Genomic DNA, 19010 nt, shown 5'->3' with positions numbered 1-19010 from the left:
GCCGCTGGCCGGCTCCCGACAATGCCGAGGAGCCGGCCAGCGGCCGGCACTACGCGCTGTGTGGAGGAGCCGGCCAGCGGCCGGCACTACCTGTGTGCTTCCGGTTACATGTCCCAGCGCACGCTTACCGCGAAAGTGCGCGGCAGGCCGACGCCTGCGTTGGACCAGTACTTCTTGTTGGCCAGGTTCTCCACGCCGGCGCGCCAGGTGACGGGATGGCCGGCGGCCTGCATCCGGTAGCCGACACCGGCGTTGACCAGCGTGTAGTCGGGCAGCTTGAGCGTGTTGTCGGCGTCGTAATAGACGTCACCGTAGTAACGGGCCAGTGCATACACGCTCAGGCCCTCAACCTGCGGGACGCTGTAGTCGGCGTGCAGGACGCCCTGCCAGCGGGCGGCGCCGGCGGTGCGGTTGCCTTCCTGGGCGACGCTGTCGGGGGAGAGCTTGTCGTAGGTGGGGTCCAGCCAGGTCACGCCGCCACCGAGCGTGAAGGCATCGGTCAGGCGCACGTCGCCGCTGACTTCCACGCCTTCGTACAGCGTGATGCCGTCCTGCACCAGCAGCTTGCCGGCGGGCGTGAGCAGGTCGATGTTCGCGCCACGCTCCAGCCGGAAGGCGGCGGCATTGGCGCTCCAGCGCGGGTACTCGATCTTGGCGCCGATCTCGTACTGCTTGCTGATGGTCGGGTCGAGCACGTCACCGGCATTGATGTAATCGCTGCCCACGCGGCTGCCGGCTTCCAGCGATTCCACGTAGCTGGCATACAGCGTCACTGCATCGGCCGGCTTGTACATCAGGGCGTAGGTCGGGGTGACCGGATAGGTGTGGTACGCACCCTTGTTCTCGAAGTCGTTGTAGCGCGCGCCGGCCAGCAGCGACCAGCCATCGGCGAAGCTGACGGTATCGCTGACAAACGCAGCCTGCTGCACCGTTTCGCTGCCGCGGCTGAGCACGCGCGAGCCGACCGCATCATGACGCAGTGTCGGGCGCTGGTAGAGGTTGCCGCGGCCGATGGTGTTCCACTCGTAGGGACGGTCCCAGCCCAGCCCGGTCTGGTGGGAGACGCCGGCGACCACCTGGTGCGACAGCGGGCCGGTCTGGAAGCGGCCCTGCACGATCGCCTGGGCCAGCTTCCACTCGCTCTTGCCGCCGAGCTCGTAGGTGTTGACGTTGTAATCGCCGTTGACGTCATCGATATAGGCGAAGATCTTGTTGACGTCGTTCCATGAGGTGGTCACGCCATAGCTCAGGCTGGCCTTCCAGTCACTGTTGATCTGCCAGTTCAACGCCGTGGAGAGCAGGCTGGAACGGGTGTCGTAGTAGCTGCCATCGATGCTGTTGTCGATGTCGCCCGCGAGCGGGCGCGGCAGCTCGGTCAGGCCGATGAAGTAATACTGCGGCGACTCGTTGCTGAGATCGCGCGACTGGAACACGCCATCGAAGGTCCAGGTCAGCCGGTCGGTCAGGCGTGCATCCAGCGACAGGGCGCCGACCTTGCGGTTCACCTCCCCGCCGTTGAACGTTTCACCTTTCTCCTGGTACGCGTTGAAGCGGTAGCCGAACATGTCCTCGTTGCCGAAGCGTCCGCCCACATCGATCTGGCCGCTGACGATGCCTGCCTCGCGCCAGCCGAGCTGTGCCGACAGCGTGGTGACCTCGGTCGGCTTCCTGGTGACGTAGTTGACGATGCCGCCGGGCTGGCCGAAGCCGTACATGAAGCCGCCGGGACCTTTGAGCAGTTCCACCTGTTCCATCACTTCCAGCGGCCACTCGGTGCCCCACGAGGACACCTGCAGGCCGTTGACGCGGTAGCTGTCGTAGCTGAGATCGATGCCGCGGTTGCGGATCGGCGAACTCCAGCCGCTGGCGTAGGCGCTGACCTGGGTGACCACCGAAGGATCGGTCAGGAAGGCTTCGCCCAGCGAGACCACCTGGCGCTTTTCGATGTCCTCGCGGCCGACCACCGAGATCGCAAACGGGGTATCGCGCACGGCGCGGTCGCCCAGGGCGCCGGTATCGGTGTGGGTACGTTCGGCGGTGACCTTGATCGCATCCAGGTCGGTGGCCGAGCGCGCCCGCGCGGTGCCGTCCGGTACGGACTGGGCATGGGCGGCGCAGGCCAGCGACAGTGCGACGGCCAACGTGGCCAGGCGGGGCAGGGAGGACGACAGCATCGATGGGTTCCTTGGCGGACAGCACAATGCCGTCCGCGATCTACAGAGGGCGGGGGAGGGTCGATGGCTGGATCGCGCAGGCTGGCCGGGAACCGGCAGCGGGGGCATCGCAGAGGGCGATGCAGGACCGTGGCTGGATGAGAATTGTTGTCGTTTTGTTACGTGGCGTCAAACCGGTGCGCACCGGCCGGGGGTACCGACAGGGGCGTACCGACCAACGGTCGGTACCTACCGATGCAATGCCTACCGCGCGGCGGCGGCCCGCTTCAACGCGCGCTTCTCTCGGCGCCGCGCCCGGCGGGCCACCCAGCGCTCGCGCAGGCACGAGAAGATCACGTACAGCGCGGGCGTGCTGAGCAGGGTCAGGCTCTGCGAGAACAGCAGGCCGCCGATCATCGCGATGCCGAGCGGGCGGCGCAGTTCGGAGCCTTCGCCCAGGCCGATGGCCAGCGGTACCGCGGCCAGGATCGCCACCATGCTGGTCATCATGATCGGGCGGAAGCGCACGATGCTGGCTTCGCGGGCGGCCTCCAGCGGCGTCTTGCCATGCTCGCGCTGCGCGACCACCGCGAAGTCGATCATCATGATCGCGTTCTTCTTGACGATGCCGATCAGCAGCACCAGCGCGATCATCGAGATCACCGACAGCTCGGTGTTGGTGCCGTACAGCGCCAGCAGCGCGCCGACGCCTGCCGCCGGCAGCGTGGAGAGGATGGTGACCGGGTGGATCAGGCTCTCGTACAGCATGCCCAGCACCAGGTAGACGGTGATGATCGCCGCCATCACCAGGATCAGCATCGCCATCGGGTCCGAATCGAAGCCGAACCCGGCGTCGTCGGCCAGGCGGATGTCGCCGGGCATGCGCATGCCGTTGACGGTGCTGTCGATGATCGCCTTGGCCTCGCCCATGCTGGTGCCGGGGGCGAGGTTGTAGCTCAGGTCCATCGTGGTGTACTGGTTCTCGTGGGTGATCTGCGACGGTGCCAGACCCGGTACCTGCTCGGCCACCGCGGTGATCGGCACCATCTCGCCATTGCCGGCGCGCACGTAGATCTGGTCCAGCGCGCCCGGTGTCGCGGTCTGCTCCGGCAGGGCGTTGACCACCACGCTGTACTGGTTGATGTCCGAGTAGATCGTGGAGATCTGGCGCTGGCCGAAGGCGCCGTACAGCGCGCCGTCGATGGCACCGACCGACACGCCCAGGCGGGCGGCCTTGGCCCGGTCGATCACGATGTTCTGGCGCAGGCCGGCGGCGTCCACGTCGGTGCCGACATCGGCCAGCTTCGGGTTCTTCTTCAGCGCGGCCTGCAGCTTGGGCAGCCACTCCTGCAGCTGGGCCAGGTCGTTGCCCTGCAGCGAGACACGGTACTGCGCGCCCTGGCTGGCACCACCGCCGTCATTGCTGGGCAGATCCTGGATGGCGCGCAGGCGCAGCTGCAGGTCGGGGTAACGATCGGCCTTGGCGCTCAGGCGGGCCAGGGCCTGCGCGGTGGTCTCGCGGCGGCCGTCCTTGCGCGACTTCAGCTCAACATTGAACTGCGCGCTCGAGCCCTGGCGGCCACTGCCCAGGCGCACACCCACGGTCTTCACCGCCGGGTCGGCCATCAGCATGTCGGTGATGCGGCGCTGGCGGTTGACCATGTCTTCGAACGAGACCGTGGCGCTGGAATTCGCGCGGCCCCAGATCAGCCCGGTGTCCTGCGGCGGGAACGCGCCCTTCTTGACCGCACCGAACAGGAACACCGTCGCGCCGATCAGCAGCAGCGGCGTCAGCGACAGCAGCAGCGCGTGGCGCAGCGAGAAATCCAGCAGCTTCACGTAGATCCGCAGCATGCGGTCGTGGCCGGCATCGAGCAGGCGGCCGAAACGGCTCGGCGCACCGGCGTCGGCATGCGCGCTCAGGAAGCGGCTGCACAGCGCCGGGGTCAGCGTCAGCGAGATGATCATCGAGACCACGATGGCCGCCACCAGGGTGACGGTGAACTCGCGGAAGAACGCGCCCATCATGCCTTCGGCGAACAGCAGCGGAATGAACACCGCCACCAGTGAGGCGGTGATCGAGACGATGGTGAAGCCGATCTCGCGCGCGCCGGTGAGGGCGGCCTGCATGCGCGGCATGCCCTCGTCGAGGTGGCGCATGATGTTCTCGATCACCACGATCGCATCGTCGACCACGAAGCCGATCGCGATCACCAGCGCCAGCAGGCTCAGGTTGTTCAGGGTGAAGCCCAGCACGTACATCACCAGCGCCGCGCCGGCCAGTGAAAGCGGCACGGTCACCGCCGCGATCAGGGTCGGGGCCAGCCGGCGCAGGAACAGCGCCATGGTCAGCACCACCATGGCCAGCGCGATCAGCAGGGTGATCTGCACTTCATGCAGCGACGAGCGGATGGTCGGGGTGCGGTCGAAATACGGGGTGAGCGTGGTACCCGGTTCGAGGTAGTCGCGCAGGGTCGGGATCTGCGCCTTCACCCGGTCCACGGTTTCCACGATGTTGGCGCCGGCGCGGGTGAACACGTACATCACCACCGCCGGTTTGTGGTTGAACCACGCGGCCTGGTAAGCGTCCTGCTGCCCGTCGTAGACGTTGGCGATGTCCTGCAGGCGGATCACGCGGCCATCGTCGGCGGTCTTGATCACCAGCTGGGCGAAATCGGCGGCGCGCGCGACCGAATCGTTGGCGATGATCGCGGTGGTGGTGTTGCCATCGGTGAGGAAGCCGGTCGGCGAGGTCACGTTGGCTGCGCGTACCGCATTGCGCAGGTCATCGGCGGTCAGGCCGAGGGCATTCATCAGGCGCAGGTTGACGTCCACCCGCACCGCCGGCGTGGAGGCGCCGGCGATATCCACCGAGGAGACCCCGGTGATCTGGCGCAGGCGCTGGGCCAGCAGCGAGTCGGCCACGTTGTAGAGGTCGTCGGCGGACTGCGTTTCGGAGGTCAGGGCGATCGCGATGACCGGGTCGTCGTTCGGGTTCGCCTTCTGGAACATCGGCGTGCCCAGCCCGGCGGGCAGGTCGGACTGGGCCGAGTTGATCGCGGTCTGCACGTCCAGCGCGGCCGAGTCGATGTCGCGGTCGCTCTGGAAGATCATGAAGACCAGCGAGCTGCCTTCGGAGCTGGACGAGCGCATGCGGTCGATGCCGGGCAGCTGGCCGAGGTGGCGCTCCAGCGGCGCGGTCACCGTGGAGGCCATCGTCGTGGCGTCCGCGCCGGCCTGGTTGGCGTGCACGAAGATCACCGGGATCTGGATGTTCGGCAGTGCCGACACGCCCAGCTGCAGGTAGCAGATCACGCCCACCACGAACAGGCCGATGGCCAGCAGAGCGGTGCCGATCGGGCGGCGGATGAACGGGCCGGAGATGTTCATCGAACGCCTCCGCAGCGGTCTGCGGTGCTCATCATCACGCCTGCGGCTCCTGCACCGGGCCATGGCCGTGACGCAGCGCGCGCTGTTCGCGGCGCTGGCGCAGGCGCTCGGAGAAGCGCTCCATGTACAGGTAGATCACCGGCGTGGTGTACAGCGTGACCAGCTGCGACAGCAGCAGGCCGCCGACGATGGCGATGCCCAACGGGCGGCGCAGCTCCGAGCCGATGCCGGTGCCCAGCGCCAGCGGCAGCGCGCCGAGCATGGCCGCGGCGGTCGTCATCATGATCGGGCGGAAGCGCAGCAGGCAGGCGCGGCGGATCGCTTCATGCGCGTTGGCCCCGGTGCGGCGTGCCTCGATCGCGAAGTCGACCATCATGATGCCGTTCTTCTTGACGATGCCGATCAGCAGCACGATGCCGACGATGCCATCCACCGACAGCGGCAACCCGCACACCATCAGTGCCAGCAGTGCGCCGACACCGGCCGGCGGCAGGGTGGAGATGATGGTGAAGGGGTGGATGTAGCTTTCATACAGCACGCCCAGCACGATGTAGATCAGCACCAGCGAGGCCAGCAGCAGCCACACCACGTCGGTCTGGCTGCCGGTGAACTCGGCCGCCTTGCCGATGAACTGCGCATGCACCTGCGAGGGCATGTCCAGGCCGGCCTTGGTTTCCTCGATCGCCTTGACCGCATCGGACAGCGAGTAGCCCGGCGCGATGTTGAACGACACCGTGACCGCCGGCAGCTGTTGCTGGTGGCTGACCACCAGCGGGGTGCTGGTGACCTTGCCTTCGGCCAGCGCGGCCAGCGGAATGATGTTGCCCGCACCGACCGGGATACCGGTGTTCTGCGCGCCGATGCCGGTGGCCGTGGACGAGTTGGACGAGGTGACCTGGCCGAAGTTGGTGGCGTTGCTGCCGGTCAATGCACCGGCCCCGTTGGAGGCCACCGCCAGCTGGTTCATCAGCGCGGTGCTGGTGCGGAATTCCGGCGCCACTTCCAGCACCACGCGGTACTGGTTGAGCTCGGTGAAGATGGTGGAGATCTGGCGCTGGCCGAAGGCGTCGTACAGGGTGTCGTCGATGGTCTGCATCGGCACGCCGAGCACGCTGGCCTTGTCGCGGTCGATGGTCAGTTCCAGCGCGCGGCCCTGGTTGGACAGGTTGTTGTCCACGTCGGCCAGTTCCGGGCGCTGGCGCAGCGCTTCGGTCAGCCGGGTGGCCTGCAGCGCGACCTGCGCGCTGTCCACGTCCGACAGCGAGTACTGGTACTCGGTGGCCGCCACGCGGGTATCCAGGGTGACGTCCTGCACCGGCTTGAGATACAGCGCCACGCCGGGGATGCCGGCCACGGCCTTCTGCAGGCGCGGCAGGATCTCATCCAGGCCATCGCGGTCGCCGCGCTCCTTGAGCACGATCGACAACTGGCCCTGGTTGAGCGTGGGGTTCATGGTGCCGGCGCCGATGAAGGCGGACACGCCGGTCACCGCCGGATCGCTGCGCAGGGCTTCGGCCACGGCCTTGGTGCGCTGCTCCATCTGCGGGAAGGCGATGTTCTGGTCGGCCTGGACCACGCCGGTGATCAGGCCGGTGTCCTGTTCGGGCAGCAGACCCTTGGGGATCACGATGTACAGCACCACGGTCAGCACCAGCGCACCGGCGGCGACGGCCAGGGTCAGCGGCTGGTGATCGAGCACCCAGTCCAGGCTGCGCTCGTACAGGCCGACGGTGCGCGACCACACGGTGGTCTTGCCGGCCGCGGCGGCACGCTCGTGCGCGTCTTCGCCTTCGGGCAGCGCGTCCGGCTTGAGCAGGTAGGCGCACATCATCGGGGTGAGCGTCAGCGAGATCAGCATCGACAGCGTCACCGCGATGCTCAGCACCCAGGCGAACTCATGGAACAGGCGGCCGGTGACGCCGGGCATCAGCAGCAGCGGCAGGAACACCGCCACCAGCGAGATGGTCAGCGAGAGCACCGTGAAGCCGATCTGCTGCGCGCCGATCTCGGCTGCTTCGGGGCCGCTCTTGCCCTGTTCGATGTAACGCACGATGTTCTCGATCATCACGATCGCATCGTCGACCACGAAGCCGGTGGCCACCACCAGCGCCATCAGTGAGAGGTTGTCCAGCGACATGCCGGCGAACGCCATCACCCCGAAGGTGCCGGCCAGCGACAGCGGCACCGCCACCGAGGGAATGATGGTGGCCCACAGGCGGCGCAGGAACACGAAGATCACCGCCACCACCAGGCCGATGGTCAGGATCAGGGTGAACTGCACTTCATGCACCGAGGCGCGGATGGTCTCGGTCCGGTCGTTGAAGATCTCCAGGTGCACGTCGGCCGGCAGCACGTTCTGCAGCTGCGGCAGCAGCGTACGGATGCGCTCGACGGTCTGCACGATGTTGGCACCGGGCTGGCGGCGCACTTCCAGCAGCACCGCCGGCTTGCCATCGGCCCACGCGGCCAGCTGGTCGTTCTCCACGCCATCGACCACGTTGGCGACATCGGACAGGCGCACCGGGCGGCCGTTCTTGTAGCTGATGATGGTGTCGCGGTACTCGGCGGCGCTGGTCAGCTGGTCATTGGTGCCGATCGAGTAGGACTGGGTCTTGCCGTTGAGCGAGCCCTTGGGCGCGTTGACGTTGGCCTGGGTCAGCGCGCTGCGCAGGTCTTCCAGGGTCAGGCCCATGTTGGACAGCTGCGCCGGGTTGACCTGGATGCGCACGGCCGGGCGCACGTTGCCGGCGATGGAGACCAGGCCCACGCCCTGCACCTGCGACAGGCGCTGGGCGAGGATGGAGTCGGCGTAGTTGTTGACGTCGCGCAGCGGGCGCGTGTCGGAGGTGAGCTTGAGGGTGACGATCGCCGCATCGGCCGGGTTCACCCGGTTGTAGACCGGCTGGTAAGGCAGCGAAGAGGGCAGGGTGGCCTGGCGGATCGCGGCCTGTACATCCTGCGCGGCGATGTCGATGTCGCGGTCCATCGAGAACTGCAGGATGATCGTGGACAGCCCCGCCGACGAATCGGAGGTCATGATCTCCAGCCCGGAGATCTGTCCGAACTGGCGCTCCAGCGGCGTGGTCACCAGCGAGGCCATGGTGACCGCGTTGGCGCCCGGGTATTGGGTGGTCACCACCAGGCTAGGCGCATCGATCTCGGGCAGCGCCGACACCGGCAGCTGGCGGTAACCGAGGATGCCGAGCAGCAGCAGGCCTGCCATCAGCAGCGAGGTGGCGATCGGGCGGCGGATGAAAATCGTCGAAAAGCCCACGGGCGGGTCCTTGCTGGTGCGTCGTGCTGCGTTGGATCAGGCGAACGCCGGCGCTTGGGCCGGCGTCAGGAACGTGGGGCGGGCGCGATCAGCGCGGACCGCCACCGCGGCGTCCACCGCCACCCTGCTGCTGGGCGGCCTTGAGCTCGGCTTCGGTCGGTGCGGCCGGGGTCTCGCCCGGCTTGAGCGCGGTGACCTTGGCGCCCGGCTTGAGCCGGAACTGGCCTTCGCTCACGACCCGCTCGCCGCCCTTGAGGCCCTCGGTGATCTGCACCTGGCTGTCGCCGACTTCCACGCCGCTCTTGACCGTCTGCATGGCCACGGTGCTGTCCGGCTTGACGATATAGACGTACTCGCCGTCCGGGCCACGCATCACGGCCTGGGTCGGAATGACGACGCCGCCGGCGATGGTGCGCAGCTGCATGCGGACGTTGACGAACTGGCCCGGCCACAGCGAATTGTCTTCGTTGTCGAACAGGGCGCGCGCGCGGAAGGTGCCGCTGTCGCTGCTGATCTGGTTGTCGACCACGTCCAGCTTGCCGCCATCGGTCAGTACGTGCGCATCGTTGCGGTCCAGCGCGGCGATGGCCACCGCGCCGGCGGCCTGGGCCTGGCGGACGGCGGGCAGCTGACGCTCGGGCAGATTGAACACGACGTGGATCGGGTGGATCTGGGTCAGGGTCACCAGCGCGGTGCCGGCGCTGACGATGTTGCCGGCATCAACCGCACGGATACCGGCGATGCCCGAGATCGGCGCCGTCACGCGGGTGTACTGCAGCTGCACCTGGGCGGCGCGCATGCTGGCTTCGTTGGCCGCCACGGCACTTTCGAACTGGGCCACCTGGTTGCGCTGGGTATCCAGGTCGGTCTTGGCCACGTACTGGCGGTACTCGGCCGAGTTCGAGCGCTGGTAGTTGGAGCGGGCGGTGGCGAGCTGGGCCTGGTTCTGGCGCTTGGCCGCCGCGGCCTCGTCGTAACTGGCCTGCAGGGTGCGCGGATCGATCTGGGCGAGCAGGTCGCCCTTCTTCACTTCCTGGCCTTCCTTGAAGTTCAGGCTGATCAGCTGGCCGCCGACCTGCGGGCTCACGGTGACGGTGTTCATCGCCGCGACCGTGCCCAGTGCGCTTGCATAGACCGGCACGTCCTGGCGCGCCGCCTCGATCACCGTGACCGGCACCGGGCCTGCGTTGGCCGGATCACCGCCCTGGCGCCCTTCGGCTGCCGGACCTGCCGCGTCTCCCTTCTTGCCGCCCATCAGGCGCACACCCACGACGGCAACCACCAGCACTGCGACCACCAGCAGCACGATCTTCCAGAAACGCGACATTCAATAACTCCTGAGGGGGCTGGCGGAGGGCGGGGGGCCCCGGTTGGCTAGGCGCAAAGCATACTCGTCGCCCGTGGCCTTTCATGCATGACGGATGGGACGGGCGATCAGACCGGATGTGACGGGTGAGGTTCCCCCATGAACGTTCGCCGGGGCAGAAAGTTACACCGCGGCGGTTCCGGATGCCCTACATTCAGGTTCGACCGTTGCCCTGCCCCGTGGAGACCTGCAATGCCCCGTCTGTCGCTGCTGATGTCCGCCCTGCTGCTGGCCACCCCCGGCCTGGCCGCCGCCGCCCCCGCCGAACGCCCCGAAGTGGCGGCCGCCGCGACCCGCCTCAAGGCCCAGGTGATCGACTGGCGCCGCGATTTCCACCAGCACCCGGAGCTGTCCAACCGCGAGGAACGCACCTCGGCCAAGGTCGCCGAGCGCCTGCGCGCGATGGGCCTGAAGCCGCAGACCGGTATCGCCCACCATGGCGTGGTGGCCATCATCAAGGGCGGCAAGCCCGGCCCGCGGATCGCCCTGCGCGCGGACATGGACGCCCTGCCGGTGACCGAACAGACCGGCCTGCCGTTCGCCTCCAAGGCCACCAGCACCTACCGCGGCGAGACCGTCGGGGTGATGCACGCCTGCGGCCACGATGCCCACACCGCCACCCTGCTGGGCGTGGCCGATGCGCTGGTGAAGATGCGCGCGAACCTGCCGGGCGAAGTGATGCTGATCTTCCAGCCCGCCGAAGAAGGCGCGCCGCCGCCGGAAGAGGGCGGTGCGGCGCTGATGCTCAAGGAAGGCCTGTTCAAGGACTTCAAGCCGGAAGCCGTGTTCGGCCTGCATGTGTTCTCCAGCGTGCCGGCGGGCCAGATCGCGGTGCGTGGCGGCCCGCTGATGGCGGCCTCGGACCGGTTCGGGATCAAGGTGATCGGGCGCCAGACCCATGGCTCGGCCCCGTGGAACGGGGTGGACCCGATCGTGGCCACCGCCGACCTGGTCGGCACCGCACAGACCATCGTCAGCCGCCGTGCCAACCTGTCCAAGCAGCCGGCAGTGGTGACCTTCGGCGCGATCAAGGGCGGCATCCGCTACAACATCATTCCCGATGAAGTGGAGATGGTCGGCACCATCCGCACCTTCGACGAGGGCATGCGCCAGCAGATCTTCGCCGACCTGCGCAACGTGGCCGAGCACACCGCGGCCGCGCACGGAGCCAAGGCAGAGACCGAAATCTATGAGTCCGAGGGCAACCCGGCCACGGTCAATGATCCGGCCCTGACGGCGCGGATGCTGCCGAGCCTGCAGGCCGTGGTGGGCGAGGGCAATGTCTACGAGCCGCCGCTGCAGATGGGCGCCGAGGATTTCTCGCTGTATGCCCAGCAGGTGCCGGGCATGTTCTTCTTCGTCGGCTCTACCGGCGAGGGGATCGATCCGGCCACGGCCCCGGCCAATCACTCGCCGAAGTTCCTGCTCGATGAGAAGGCGCTGGACGTAGGCCTGCGCGCGCTGCTGCAGGTGAGCCTGGATTATCTCAACGGGACGGCGGCGGCGCCTGGCGCAGGCTGACGTCAGCCGACGGCGGGCGGACGGCAGGTCCCGGCCGGTGGCCGGGGCCACAACCGGCGCCGGCGGGAGGGTTCGGATCCTTCCGCCGGCCGGGGAGGCCGTCACCCGGTCGCCGTGGCCTTTCGTTTCGCCGCCGGACGCCGCCTGCGTACCGGCGTAAAATGGCGGCATGAATACCCCCCAGGACTCCAGCCTCGGTCGCGAGGTGGCTTACCCGTCGCAGTACGATCCCGGTCTGCTTTTCCCCATCCCGCGCCGCGGCGCCCGCGAAGAGATCGGCCTGGACGAGGCGGCGCTGCCGTTCGTCGGCCATGACCGCTGGCAGGCCTATGAGCTGAGCTGGCTGGACGGGCGCGGCAAGCCGCGCGTGGCGGTGGCCACGGTCAGCGTGCCGTGCACCTCGCCGAACCTGATCGAATCCAAGTCATTCAAGCTGTACCTCAATTCGCTCAACAGCACGCGCTTCGACGATGACGCGGCTGCGCGCCTGTGCATCACGCGCGATCTGTCGGCCTGTGCGGGGGCGGTGGTGACGGTCGTGTTCGGGGTGCCACCGCTGGTGGAAGACGCCGAGGGCGAATCGCTGGACGAGCGCGACGTGGCCATCGAGCGCTACGGCCCACCGGCGCCGGAATTCCTGTTCGCCTATGCCGATGACGTGGTCACCGAGACATTGAGTTCGGCGCTGCTCAAGTCCAACTGCCCGGTCACCGGCCAGCCGGACTGGGCCAGTGTCAGCGTGCGCTACCGCGGCCCGAAGATCGACCGCGACGGCCTGCTGAAGTACCTGATCAGCTACCGCGAACACGCCGAGTTCCATGAGCAGTGCGTGGAGCGGATCTTCAGCGAGATCACCCAGCGCTGCCAGCCACAGTGGCTGGAAGTGGAAGCGCGCTACACCCGGCGCGGCGGGCTGGACATCAACCCGTGGCGGGCCAGCCCGGGCATCGCTGCCCCGGCGCGGACGGTCCGCGACCTGCGCCAGTAGGCGTTCCGCACGTCTTCACATCCACGCCATGCCCCATTAACAAGGGCTGTGACACCGTGCCTCCCATGTCGTCAATCAAGACGGGAGTGTATGGATGAGTACCGATAAGAAAGTCGACTTTTCCGGTGTCAGCGCCAGCGTTGACACCACCGCGCAGAAAGTCGATCAGGTCGATTTCTCGGGTGTGACCGCCTCGGTGGATACCACCGCGGAGAAGGTCGGAGGCACCTACACGGTGCAGAAGGGCGATTCGCTCTCGAAGATCGCCAAGCAGGAACTGGGCGATGCCAATGCGTGGAAGCGCATCTTCGAGGCCAACCGCGACGTGCTGGACGACCCGGACAAGATCCAGCCCGGCCAGACCCTGAAACTGCCGCCCAAAGCCTGATCCACTTTACTGCCCACCATCACACAGGGAGCAACCTCCATGAAGAAGTCGTCCATCAGTACTGCCGTTCTCGCTGCGCTTCTGGCCACCGTGGCCCTGGCGGGCTGCAAGAAGAAAGAAGACACCGCCGATAACAACGCACAGCCGGCGGCGACCGCGCCTGCCGCGCCGGCTCCGATGACCGAAGCCGCGCCGCAGCCGATGACCGCTGCCACCGGCGTGACCGTTTCGACCGTCACCGTGGGCAAGACCGCTGCGGCGGACAAGACCGTCAGCTCGGCCGCATTGTTCGCGCCGAAGGACGACATCATCGTCTCGATCCGCACGGACGGCAGCGCCAACAACGCCAACGTCGCGGCCAAGCTGACCTTCCAGAACGGGCAGGTCGCCGGCGAGCAGAACCAGGTGGTCAATACCACCGGTGCCGAGACCACCAACATCTCCTTCAAGAATGCCAATGGCTGGCCGGCGGGCAAGTACCGCGCGGAAGTCACGGTAGATGGTAAGGCGGCTGGATCGCCGCAGGAGTTTGAGGTCAAGTAAGCCTAGACGCCGACTCTCTCCCGGCAACAGGCTCACGATGGACGCAGCCGCGAGGCTGCGTCTTTTTTATGGGCGTCTTCCGGACCACAGCGTTCCAGTACGTTTGCGTATGGGACGGCTTTGCTCCGGGGGGCTGAAAACGCGACAATGCGGGGGTTTCCCGCCGTGCGCGCCGTTGGTTGGCGCGGTCCCCGGGGAAAGTGCGGGCCCGCTGTGCCAGGCCCTGCACGCGACACGGTTGCACGCGGCCCGGCATTGCCGTCGGCCATCATTCACGAGATCTGCAAGAGAGCCCTGATCCCCCATGTCGAACACGCCCAAGATTCTCTACACGCTCACCGATGAAGCCCCGTTCCTGGCCACGCAGTCGCTGCTGCCGATCGTCGAGGCCTACACCGCCACCGCCGGCATCGCCGTGGAAACCCGCGACATCTCGCTGTCCGGCCGCATCCTGGCCCTGTTCCCGGATTACCTGAAGGACGACCAGAAAGAGGCCGACCACCTGGCCGAACTGGGCCAGCTGGCGACCACCCCGGACGCGAACATCATCAAGCTGCCCAACATCAGCGCCTCGGTCCCGCAGCTCAAGGCCGCGATCAAGGAACTGCAGGACCAGGGCTTCGCGCTGCCGAACTACCCGGACGTGCCGACCGACGACGTCTCGCGCGACATCAAGGCGCGCTACGACAAGGTCAAGGGCAGTGCGGTGAACCCGGTGCTGCGCGAAGGCAACTCCGATCGCCGCGCGCCGCTGTCGGTCAAGAACTACGCGCGCAAGCACCCGCACCGCATGGGCAAGTGGTCCAAGGACTCCAAGTCGCATGTCGCGCACATGGATGGCGGTGATTTCTACGGCAGCGAGAAGTCGGCCACGCTGGCCAACGCCGGCAGCCTGAAGATCGAACTGTTCAAGGCCGACGGCAGCAGCGTCGTGCTCAAGGAAAAGACCGCGGTCAAGGCCGGTGAAATCGTCGATGCCGCCGTGATGAGCCGCAATGCGCTGGCCTCGTTCGTGCAGGCGCAGATCGCCGATGCCAAGGCCAAGGGCGTGCTGTTCTCGCTGCACCTGAAGGCCACCATGATGAAGGTCTCCGACCCGATCATGTTCGGCGTGGTTGTCGAAGAGTTCTACAAGGACGTGCTGGCCAAGCACGCCGACGTGCTCAAGCAGGCCGGCTTCGATCCGAACAACGGCATCGGCGATCTGTTCGCGCGCCTGCCGCAGCTGCCCGACGCCACCCAGGAAGCGATCAAGGCCGACCTGGCGGCCGAGTACGGCAAGCGCCCGGGCCTGGCCATGGTCAATTCGGACAAGGGCATCACCAACCTGCACGTGCCCAGCGACGTGATCGTCGACGCCTCGATGCCGGCGATGATCCGCGACTCCGGTGGCATGTGGAATGCCGACGGCAAGCTGCAGGACACCAAGGCCGTCATTCCGGACCGTTGCTACGCCGGCGTATACCAGGCGGTAATCGACGATTGCCGCACCCACGGTGCCTTCGACCCGGCCACCATGGGCTCGGTGCCCAACGTGGGCCTGATGGCGCAGAAGGCCGAGGAATACGGCTCGCACGACAAGACCTTCCAGATCCCGGCCGACGGCACCGTGCGCGTCACCGACGAGGCCGGCAAGGTGGTGTTCGAGCACGCCGTGCAGACCGGTGACATCTGGCGCATGTGCCAGACCAAGGATGCGCCGATCCAGGACTGGGTGAAGCTGGCCGTCAACCGCGCCCGCCTGAGCAGCACCCCCGCGGTGTTCTGGCTGGATGCCAACCGCGCGCACGACGCACAGGTGATCGCCAAGGTCGAGACCTATCTGAAGGACCACGACACCAACGGCCTGGACATCCGCATCCTGGCGCCGGTGGAGGCGACCGCCTTCTCGCTGGACCGCATCCGCAAGGGTGAGGACACCATCTCGGTGACCGGCAACGTGCTGCGCGATTACCTGACTGACCTGTTCCCGATCATGGAGCTGGGCACCAGCGCCAAGATGCTCTCCATCGTGCCGTTGATGGCCGGTGGTGGCCTGTTCGAGACCGGTGCCGGTGGTTCGGCCCCCAAGCACGTGCAGCAGTTCGTGGAAGAGGATTACCTGCGCTGGGATTCGCTCGGTGAGTTCCTCGCCCTGGCCGCTTCGCTGGAACACCTGGGCAACCGTTACGACAACGCCGGTGCCACCGTGCTGGCCAAGACCCTGGACCAGGCCAACGGCCAGTTCCTGGACAACGACAAGTCGCCGTCGCGCAAGCTCGGTGGCATCGACAACCGCGGCAGTCACTTCTACATCGCGCTGTACTGGGCCCAGGCCCTGGCCGCGCAGGACGACGATGCCGCGCTGAAGGCCCGTTTCGCGCCGCTGGCCAAGGCACTGGCCGAGAACGAGCAGGCCATCGTCGGTGAGCTGGCCGCGGTGCAGGGCAAGGCGGTCGATATCGGTGGCTACTACCGCCCGGACGTGGCCAAGGCCAGCGCCGCGATGCGCCCCAGCAGCACCTTCAACAGCGCGCTGGCTGCGCTGTAAGGCAGCGGTCCCGCCATTGCGGTGATCGATGAAGAACCCGCGCTCCGGCGCGGGTTTTTTCATGCTGGGCAAGCGCCCCGTCGCTGCCGTATGGTGGCAACAGGTTCCCTGGAAGTGGCTGCATGCGCGCTCGCTGTTCCTGCCGGTTATCTCACTGCGCTGTACGGGGTGCCGCATGAACATGGCAGCCGATGCGCTGGCGCGGCTGATCCGCGATGGCTTCGAGGACTACCATGCGCGCTTCGCGGCGATCAGCCGGCGCGCGCGCCAGCGTTTCGAACAGAGGGACTGGGCCGGGGCCCGGCAGGACGCCGTGGAGCGCATCGGGCTGTACGACCTGTGCATCGCCGGGACCGTCGATGCCCTGCGCCGCGCAGCGGGCGCGGACATCGGTGAGCGCGCGCTGTGGCTGCGCATACGCCCCGCCTACGCTGCACTGCTGGCCGGCTTGATCGACGCCGAGCTCTACAAGACCTTCTACAACACACTGGCGCGGCGGTTGTTCGCCACCCGCGGTGTGGACGGCGCGATCGAGTTCATGGCGATGGACGTGGAGCCCTCCGATGCCATTACCCATCCGGTCGCGCGACACAGCTACACGCTCTCTCACACGCGCCCGGCGGACGCGTTCATGCGCGTGCTCGGCGACTATCGGTTCGATGTGCCGTATGCACACCAGCTGCGCTGCGCCGCGGCGGTGGCCGTGCGCCTGCAGGACGATCTGGCACATTGGGGCGATTACCCGGTGCGCAGCATCGAACTGCTCGATACGGTGTTCTATCGTGAGCGCCGCGCCTATCTGGTGGGGCGCGTCTTCGGCGAGCATCGCTTCTCGCCCTGCGTGATCGCACTGGTCCATGACGAGCGCGGCCTGCGCGTCGATGCGGTGCTGAGCCGGCGCCGCGATCTCGCGCATCTGTTCGGTGTCTCGCGCAGCTACTTCCAGGCCGATCTGGCGACCGTTGGCGACGCGGTGGTGTTCCTGCGCAGCCTGCTGCCGGGCAAGCCGGTCGATGAGATCTACACCGTGCTCGGGCGCGCCAAGCAGGGCAAGACCGAGCGCTATCGCACGTTCTTCCGTCACTTCCAGGACCAGCCCGGCGAGCAGCTGGTGCACGCCGATGGCACGCCCGGCATGGTCATGGCGGTGTTCACCCTGCCCAGCTATCCGCTGGTGTTCAAGCTGATCCGCGACCGTTTCGCCTGGCCCAAGACCATGACCCGGCACCAGGTCGAAGAGAAGTATGCGCTGGTATTCAACCTGGACCGTGTCGGCCGGCTGCTCGACGCGCAGCCCTATCGGCACCTGCGCTTCCCGCGGTCGCGTTTCTCCGCGGCGCTGCGCGAGGAACTGCTGACCCAGTGCGCCGGCAGCGTGCATGAGGAGGGCGAGGAACTGGTGATCGCGCTGTGCTACGTGCAGCGGCGCTTCCGTCCGCTCAATCTGTATCTGCGCGAGCAGACCGCCGAGGCGCGTCGCATTGCCGCGCTCGACTACGCGCAGGCGATCACCGACATGGCGCGCAACAACATCTTTCCCGGCGACATGCTGCCGAAGAACTTCGGCGTGTCGCGGCATGGGCGTGCCGTGTTCTACGACTACGATGAGCTGTGCCTGGTCACCGAGTGTGCCTTCCGTGCCTGGCCGGCGCCGCGCAACGAAGAGGAAGCGCTGGCCGACGAGCCATGGTTCCAGATCGGCCCCCAGGATGTGTTTCCCGAGCGCTTCTGGATGTTCATGGGGCTGCCGGCGCCCGAGCTGGCCGCGGTGCGCGAGCACTTCGGGCATCTGTTCGATCCGGCCTGGTGGCAGCGGCTGCAGGCCGGTTTCGCGGCCGGTGATTTTCCGGATACCCCGCCGTACGCCGGGGCGCTGCGGCTGGCCTGATTGTCCACCCGATTCCCACTGCGCTACGCTGTCAGGCATCCACAAGGAGAGAGTGCGATGCGTTGTTCCCCTATTCTTGCCCTGGCATTGGCCTTCAGCGGCGTGGGCATGGTCGCGGTCCCTGATGCGGACGCACAGACCAAGCGCGAGGTGCGCGAGCAGGCCGAAGCCAGCATGGTGCTTACCGGCGAGATCGATATCGGCACCGAAGGGCAGGTCGAAGCGTTCCGTCTGGACAAGCGCGCGCAGGTCGACGAGACCATCGTCACCTTCGTCGAAAATGCCGTGAAGACGTGGCGTTTCGCCCCGGTGCTTGTGAATGGCCAGGCCGTCAAGGCACGTACCCCGGCCACCATCCGCCTGGGTGCGAAGAACAACCCCGATGGCACCGGCCTGATCACGCTGCTGGCAGCGAATTTCGAAACGTACGACGAAACCTCGACCGACAACGTCACCAAGGTGAAGATGACGCCGCCGGTGTATCCCGAGGATGTCTTCAACGCGCGCGGGCGCGGCGATGTACTGCTGCTGATACAGGTCGGGCGCGACGGGAAGGTGCTGGATGTGGCCACCGAGCAGGTCAATCTTCGTGTGATCGCCAACGAGGCGAACATGCGGAAAATGCGCGACAAGCTGGCCCGCATGTCGATGGGCGCCGCACGTAAGTGGACCTTCAAGGTGCCCTCTACCGGAGATCAGAAGGACGAGGCGAGCTGGACCATCCGGGTGCCGGTGCGATTTTCGTTCAGCGATGAGGTGGAGCGCTACGGCCGCTGGGATGCCTACATTCCCGGCCCGCACCAGCAGGCCCCGTGGCGCAGCGACAAGGCACTGAGCGCCGATGCCAATGCCGACCTGCTGCCCGCCGGCGGCGTGTTCATGGCCGACGCCGCCAGCAAGGCGCCGAAGCTGCTGACGCCGCTCGGCGGCTGAGGCTGACAGGAGCGCGGGCGTCGCGCCCGCGGTCCC

The 19010-nt window shown here is 67.2% G+C and carries 11 protein-coding genes; 7 read left to right on the top strand and 4 right to left on the bottom strand.

The features are described from left to right. Nucleotides 1-104: 104 nt before the first annotated feature. The 4 genes from PV764_RS15840 to PV764_RS15825 all read right to left on the bottom strand — a co-directional run bounded on the left by PV764_RS15840 (nucleotide 105) and on the right by PV764_RS15825 (nucleotide 10144). A complete protein-coding gene (locus PV764_RS15840; RefSeq protein WP_421117074.1) occupies nucleotides 105-2174 on the bottom strand; it encodes a TonB-dependent siderophore receptor in 2070 nt (689 codons plus the stop codon). A 243-nt stretch (nucleotides 2175-2417) separates the two neighbouring features. After that, nucleotides 2418-5543, bottom strand: a complete 3126-nt coding sequence (locus PV764_RS15835; RefSeq protein ID WP_019183492.1) for an efflux RND transporter permease subunit — start codon at nucleotides 5541-5543, stop codon at nucleotides 2418-2420. Between the two features lie 34 nt (nucleotides 5544-5577). Then, nucleotides 5578-8817, bottom strand: coding sequence for an efflux RND transporter permease subunit (locus PV764_RS15830; protein WP_019183493.1), 3240 nt, complete (start codon nucleotides 8815-8817; stop codon nucleotides 5578-5580). A gap of 88 nt (nucleotides 8818-8905) precedes the next feature. After that, nucleotides 8906-10144: an efflux RND transporter periplasmic adaptor subunit gene (locus PV764_RS15825; RefSeq protein ID WP_070472267.1), complete on the bottom strand. Its 1239-nt coding sequence runs from the start codon at nucleotides 10142-10144 to the stop codon at nucleotides 8906-8908. A gap of 231 nt (nucleotides 10145-10375) precedes the next feature. Between PV764_RS15825 and PV764_RS15820 the strand changes: the two genes are divergently transcribed. From PV764_RS15820 to PV764_RS15790, 7 genes are all read left to right on the top strand, one after another. Continuing rightward, nucleotides 10376-11704: a M20 family metallopeptidase gene (locus PV764_RS15820; RefSeq protein ID WP_421117073.1), complete on the top strand. Its 1329-nt coding sequence runs from the start codon at nucleotides 10376-10378 to the stop codon at nucleotides 11702-11704. A gap of 169 nt (nucleotides 11705-11873) precedes the next feature. Further along, the gene (gene queF / locus PV764_RS15815) at nucleotides 11874-12692 is read left to right on the top strand and encodes an NADPH-dependent 7-cyano-7-deazaguanine reductase QueF (protein WP_284128696.1); all 819 of its coding nucleotides are present in this window, start codon (nucleotides 11874-11876) and stop codon (nucleotides 12690-12692) included. A 94-nt stretch (nucleotides 12693-12786) separates the two neighbouring features. Further along, a complete protein-coding gene (locus PV764_RS15810) occupies nucleotides 12787-13080 on the top strand; it encodes a LysM peptidoglycan-binding domain-containing protein (RefSeq protein ID WP_070426094.1) in 294 nt (97 codons plus the stop codon). 39 nt (nucleotides 13081-13119) lie between these two features. Further along, nucleotides 13120-13623: a hypothetical protein gene (locus PV764_RS15805; RefSeq protein WP_421117072.1), complete on the top strand. Its 504-nt coding sequence runs from the start codon at nucleotides 13120-13122 to the stop codon at nucleotides 13621-13623. A 304-nt stretch (nucleotides 13624-13927) separates the two neighbouring features. After that, nucleotides 13928-16153: an NADP-dependent isocitrate dehydrogenase gene (locus PV764_RS15800; RefSeq protein WP_019183499.1), complete on the top strand. Its 2226-nt coding sequence runs from the start codon at nucleotides 13928-13930 to the stop codon at nucleotides 16151-16153. Between the two features lie 175 nt (nucleotides 16154-16328). After that, complete coding sequence (gene aceK / locus PV764_RS15795) at nucleotides 16329-18041, top strand: bifunctional isocitrate dehydrogenase kinase/phosphatase (protein WP_026069825.1); 1713 nt, start codon at nucleotides 16329-16331, stop codon at nucleotides 18039-18041. 57 nt (nucleotides 18042-18098) lie between these two features. Then, a complete protein-coding gene (locus PV764_RS15790) occupies nucleotides 18099-18974 on the top strand; it encodes an energy transducer TonB (RefSeq protein WP_421117071.1) in 876 nt (291 codons plus the stop codon). Nucleotides 18975-19010: the final 36 nt, after the last annotated feature.

The sequence above is a fragment of the Stenotrophomonas sp. AS1 genome (assembly GCF_048957655.1).
Lineage (GTDB): Bacteria > Pseudomonadota > Gammaproteobacteria > Xanthomonadales > Xanthomonadaceae > Stenotrophomonas > Stenotrophomonas bentonitica_A.
This window is presented reverse-complemented; position numbering and strand designations above follow the sequence as displayed.

Excerpts from the sequence above, each read along its gene's own strand:
- PV764_RS15840 (WP_421117074.1), bottom strand. The coding sequence starts at position 2,174 with ATGCTGTCGTCCTCCCTGCCCCGCCTGGCCACGTTGGCCGTCGCACTG.
- aceK (WP_026069825.1), top strand. The coding sequence starts at position 16,329 with ATGAACATGGCAGCCGATGCGCTGGCGCGGCTGATCCGCGATGGCTTC.
- queF (WP_284128696.1), top strand. The coding sequence starts at position 11,874 with ATGAATACCCCCCAGGACTCCAGCCTCGGTCGCGAGGTGGCTTACCCG.
- PV764_RS15790 (WP_421117071.1), top strand. The coding sequence starts at position 18,099 with ATGCGTTGTTCCCCTATTCTTGCCCTGGCATTGGCCTTCAGCGGCGTG.
- PV764_RS15805 (WP_421117072.1), top strand. The coding sequence starts at position 13,120 with ATGAAGAAGTCGTCCATCAGTACTGCCGTTCTCGCTGCGCTTCTGGCC.
- PV764_RS15800 (WP_019183499.1), top strand. The coding sequence starts at position 13,928 with ATGTCGAACACGCCCAAGATTCTCTACACGCTCACCGATGAAGCCCCG.
- PV764_RS15820 (WP_421117073.1), top strand. The coding sequence starts at position 10,376 with ATGCCCCGTCTGTCGCTGCTGATGTCCGCCCTGCTGCTGGCCACCCCC.
- PV764_RS15825 (WP_070472267.1), bottom strand. The coding sequence starts at position 10,144 with ATGTCGCGTTTCTGGAAGATCGTGCTGCTGGTGGTCGCAGTGCTGGTG.
- PV764_RS15810 (WP_070426094.1), top strand. The coding sequence starts at position 12,787 with ATGAGTACCGATAAGAAAGTCGACTTTTCCGGTGTCAGCGCCAGCGTT.
- PV764_RS15835 (WP_019183492.1), bottom strand. The coding sequence starts at position 5,543 with ATGAACATCTCCGGCCCGTTCATCCGCCGCCCGATCGGCACCGCTCTG.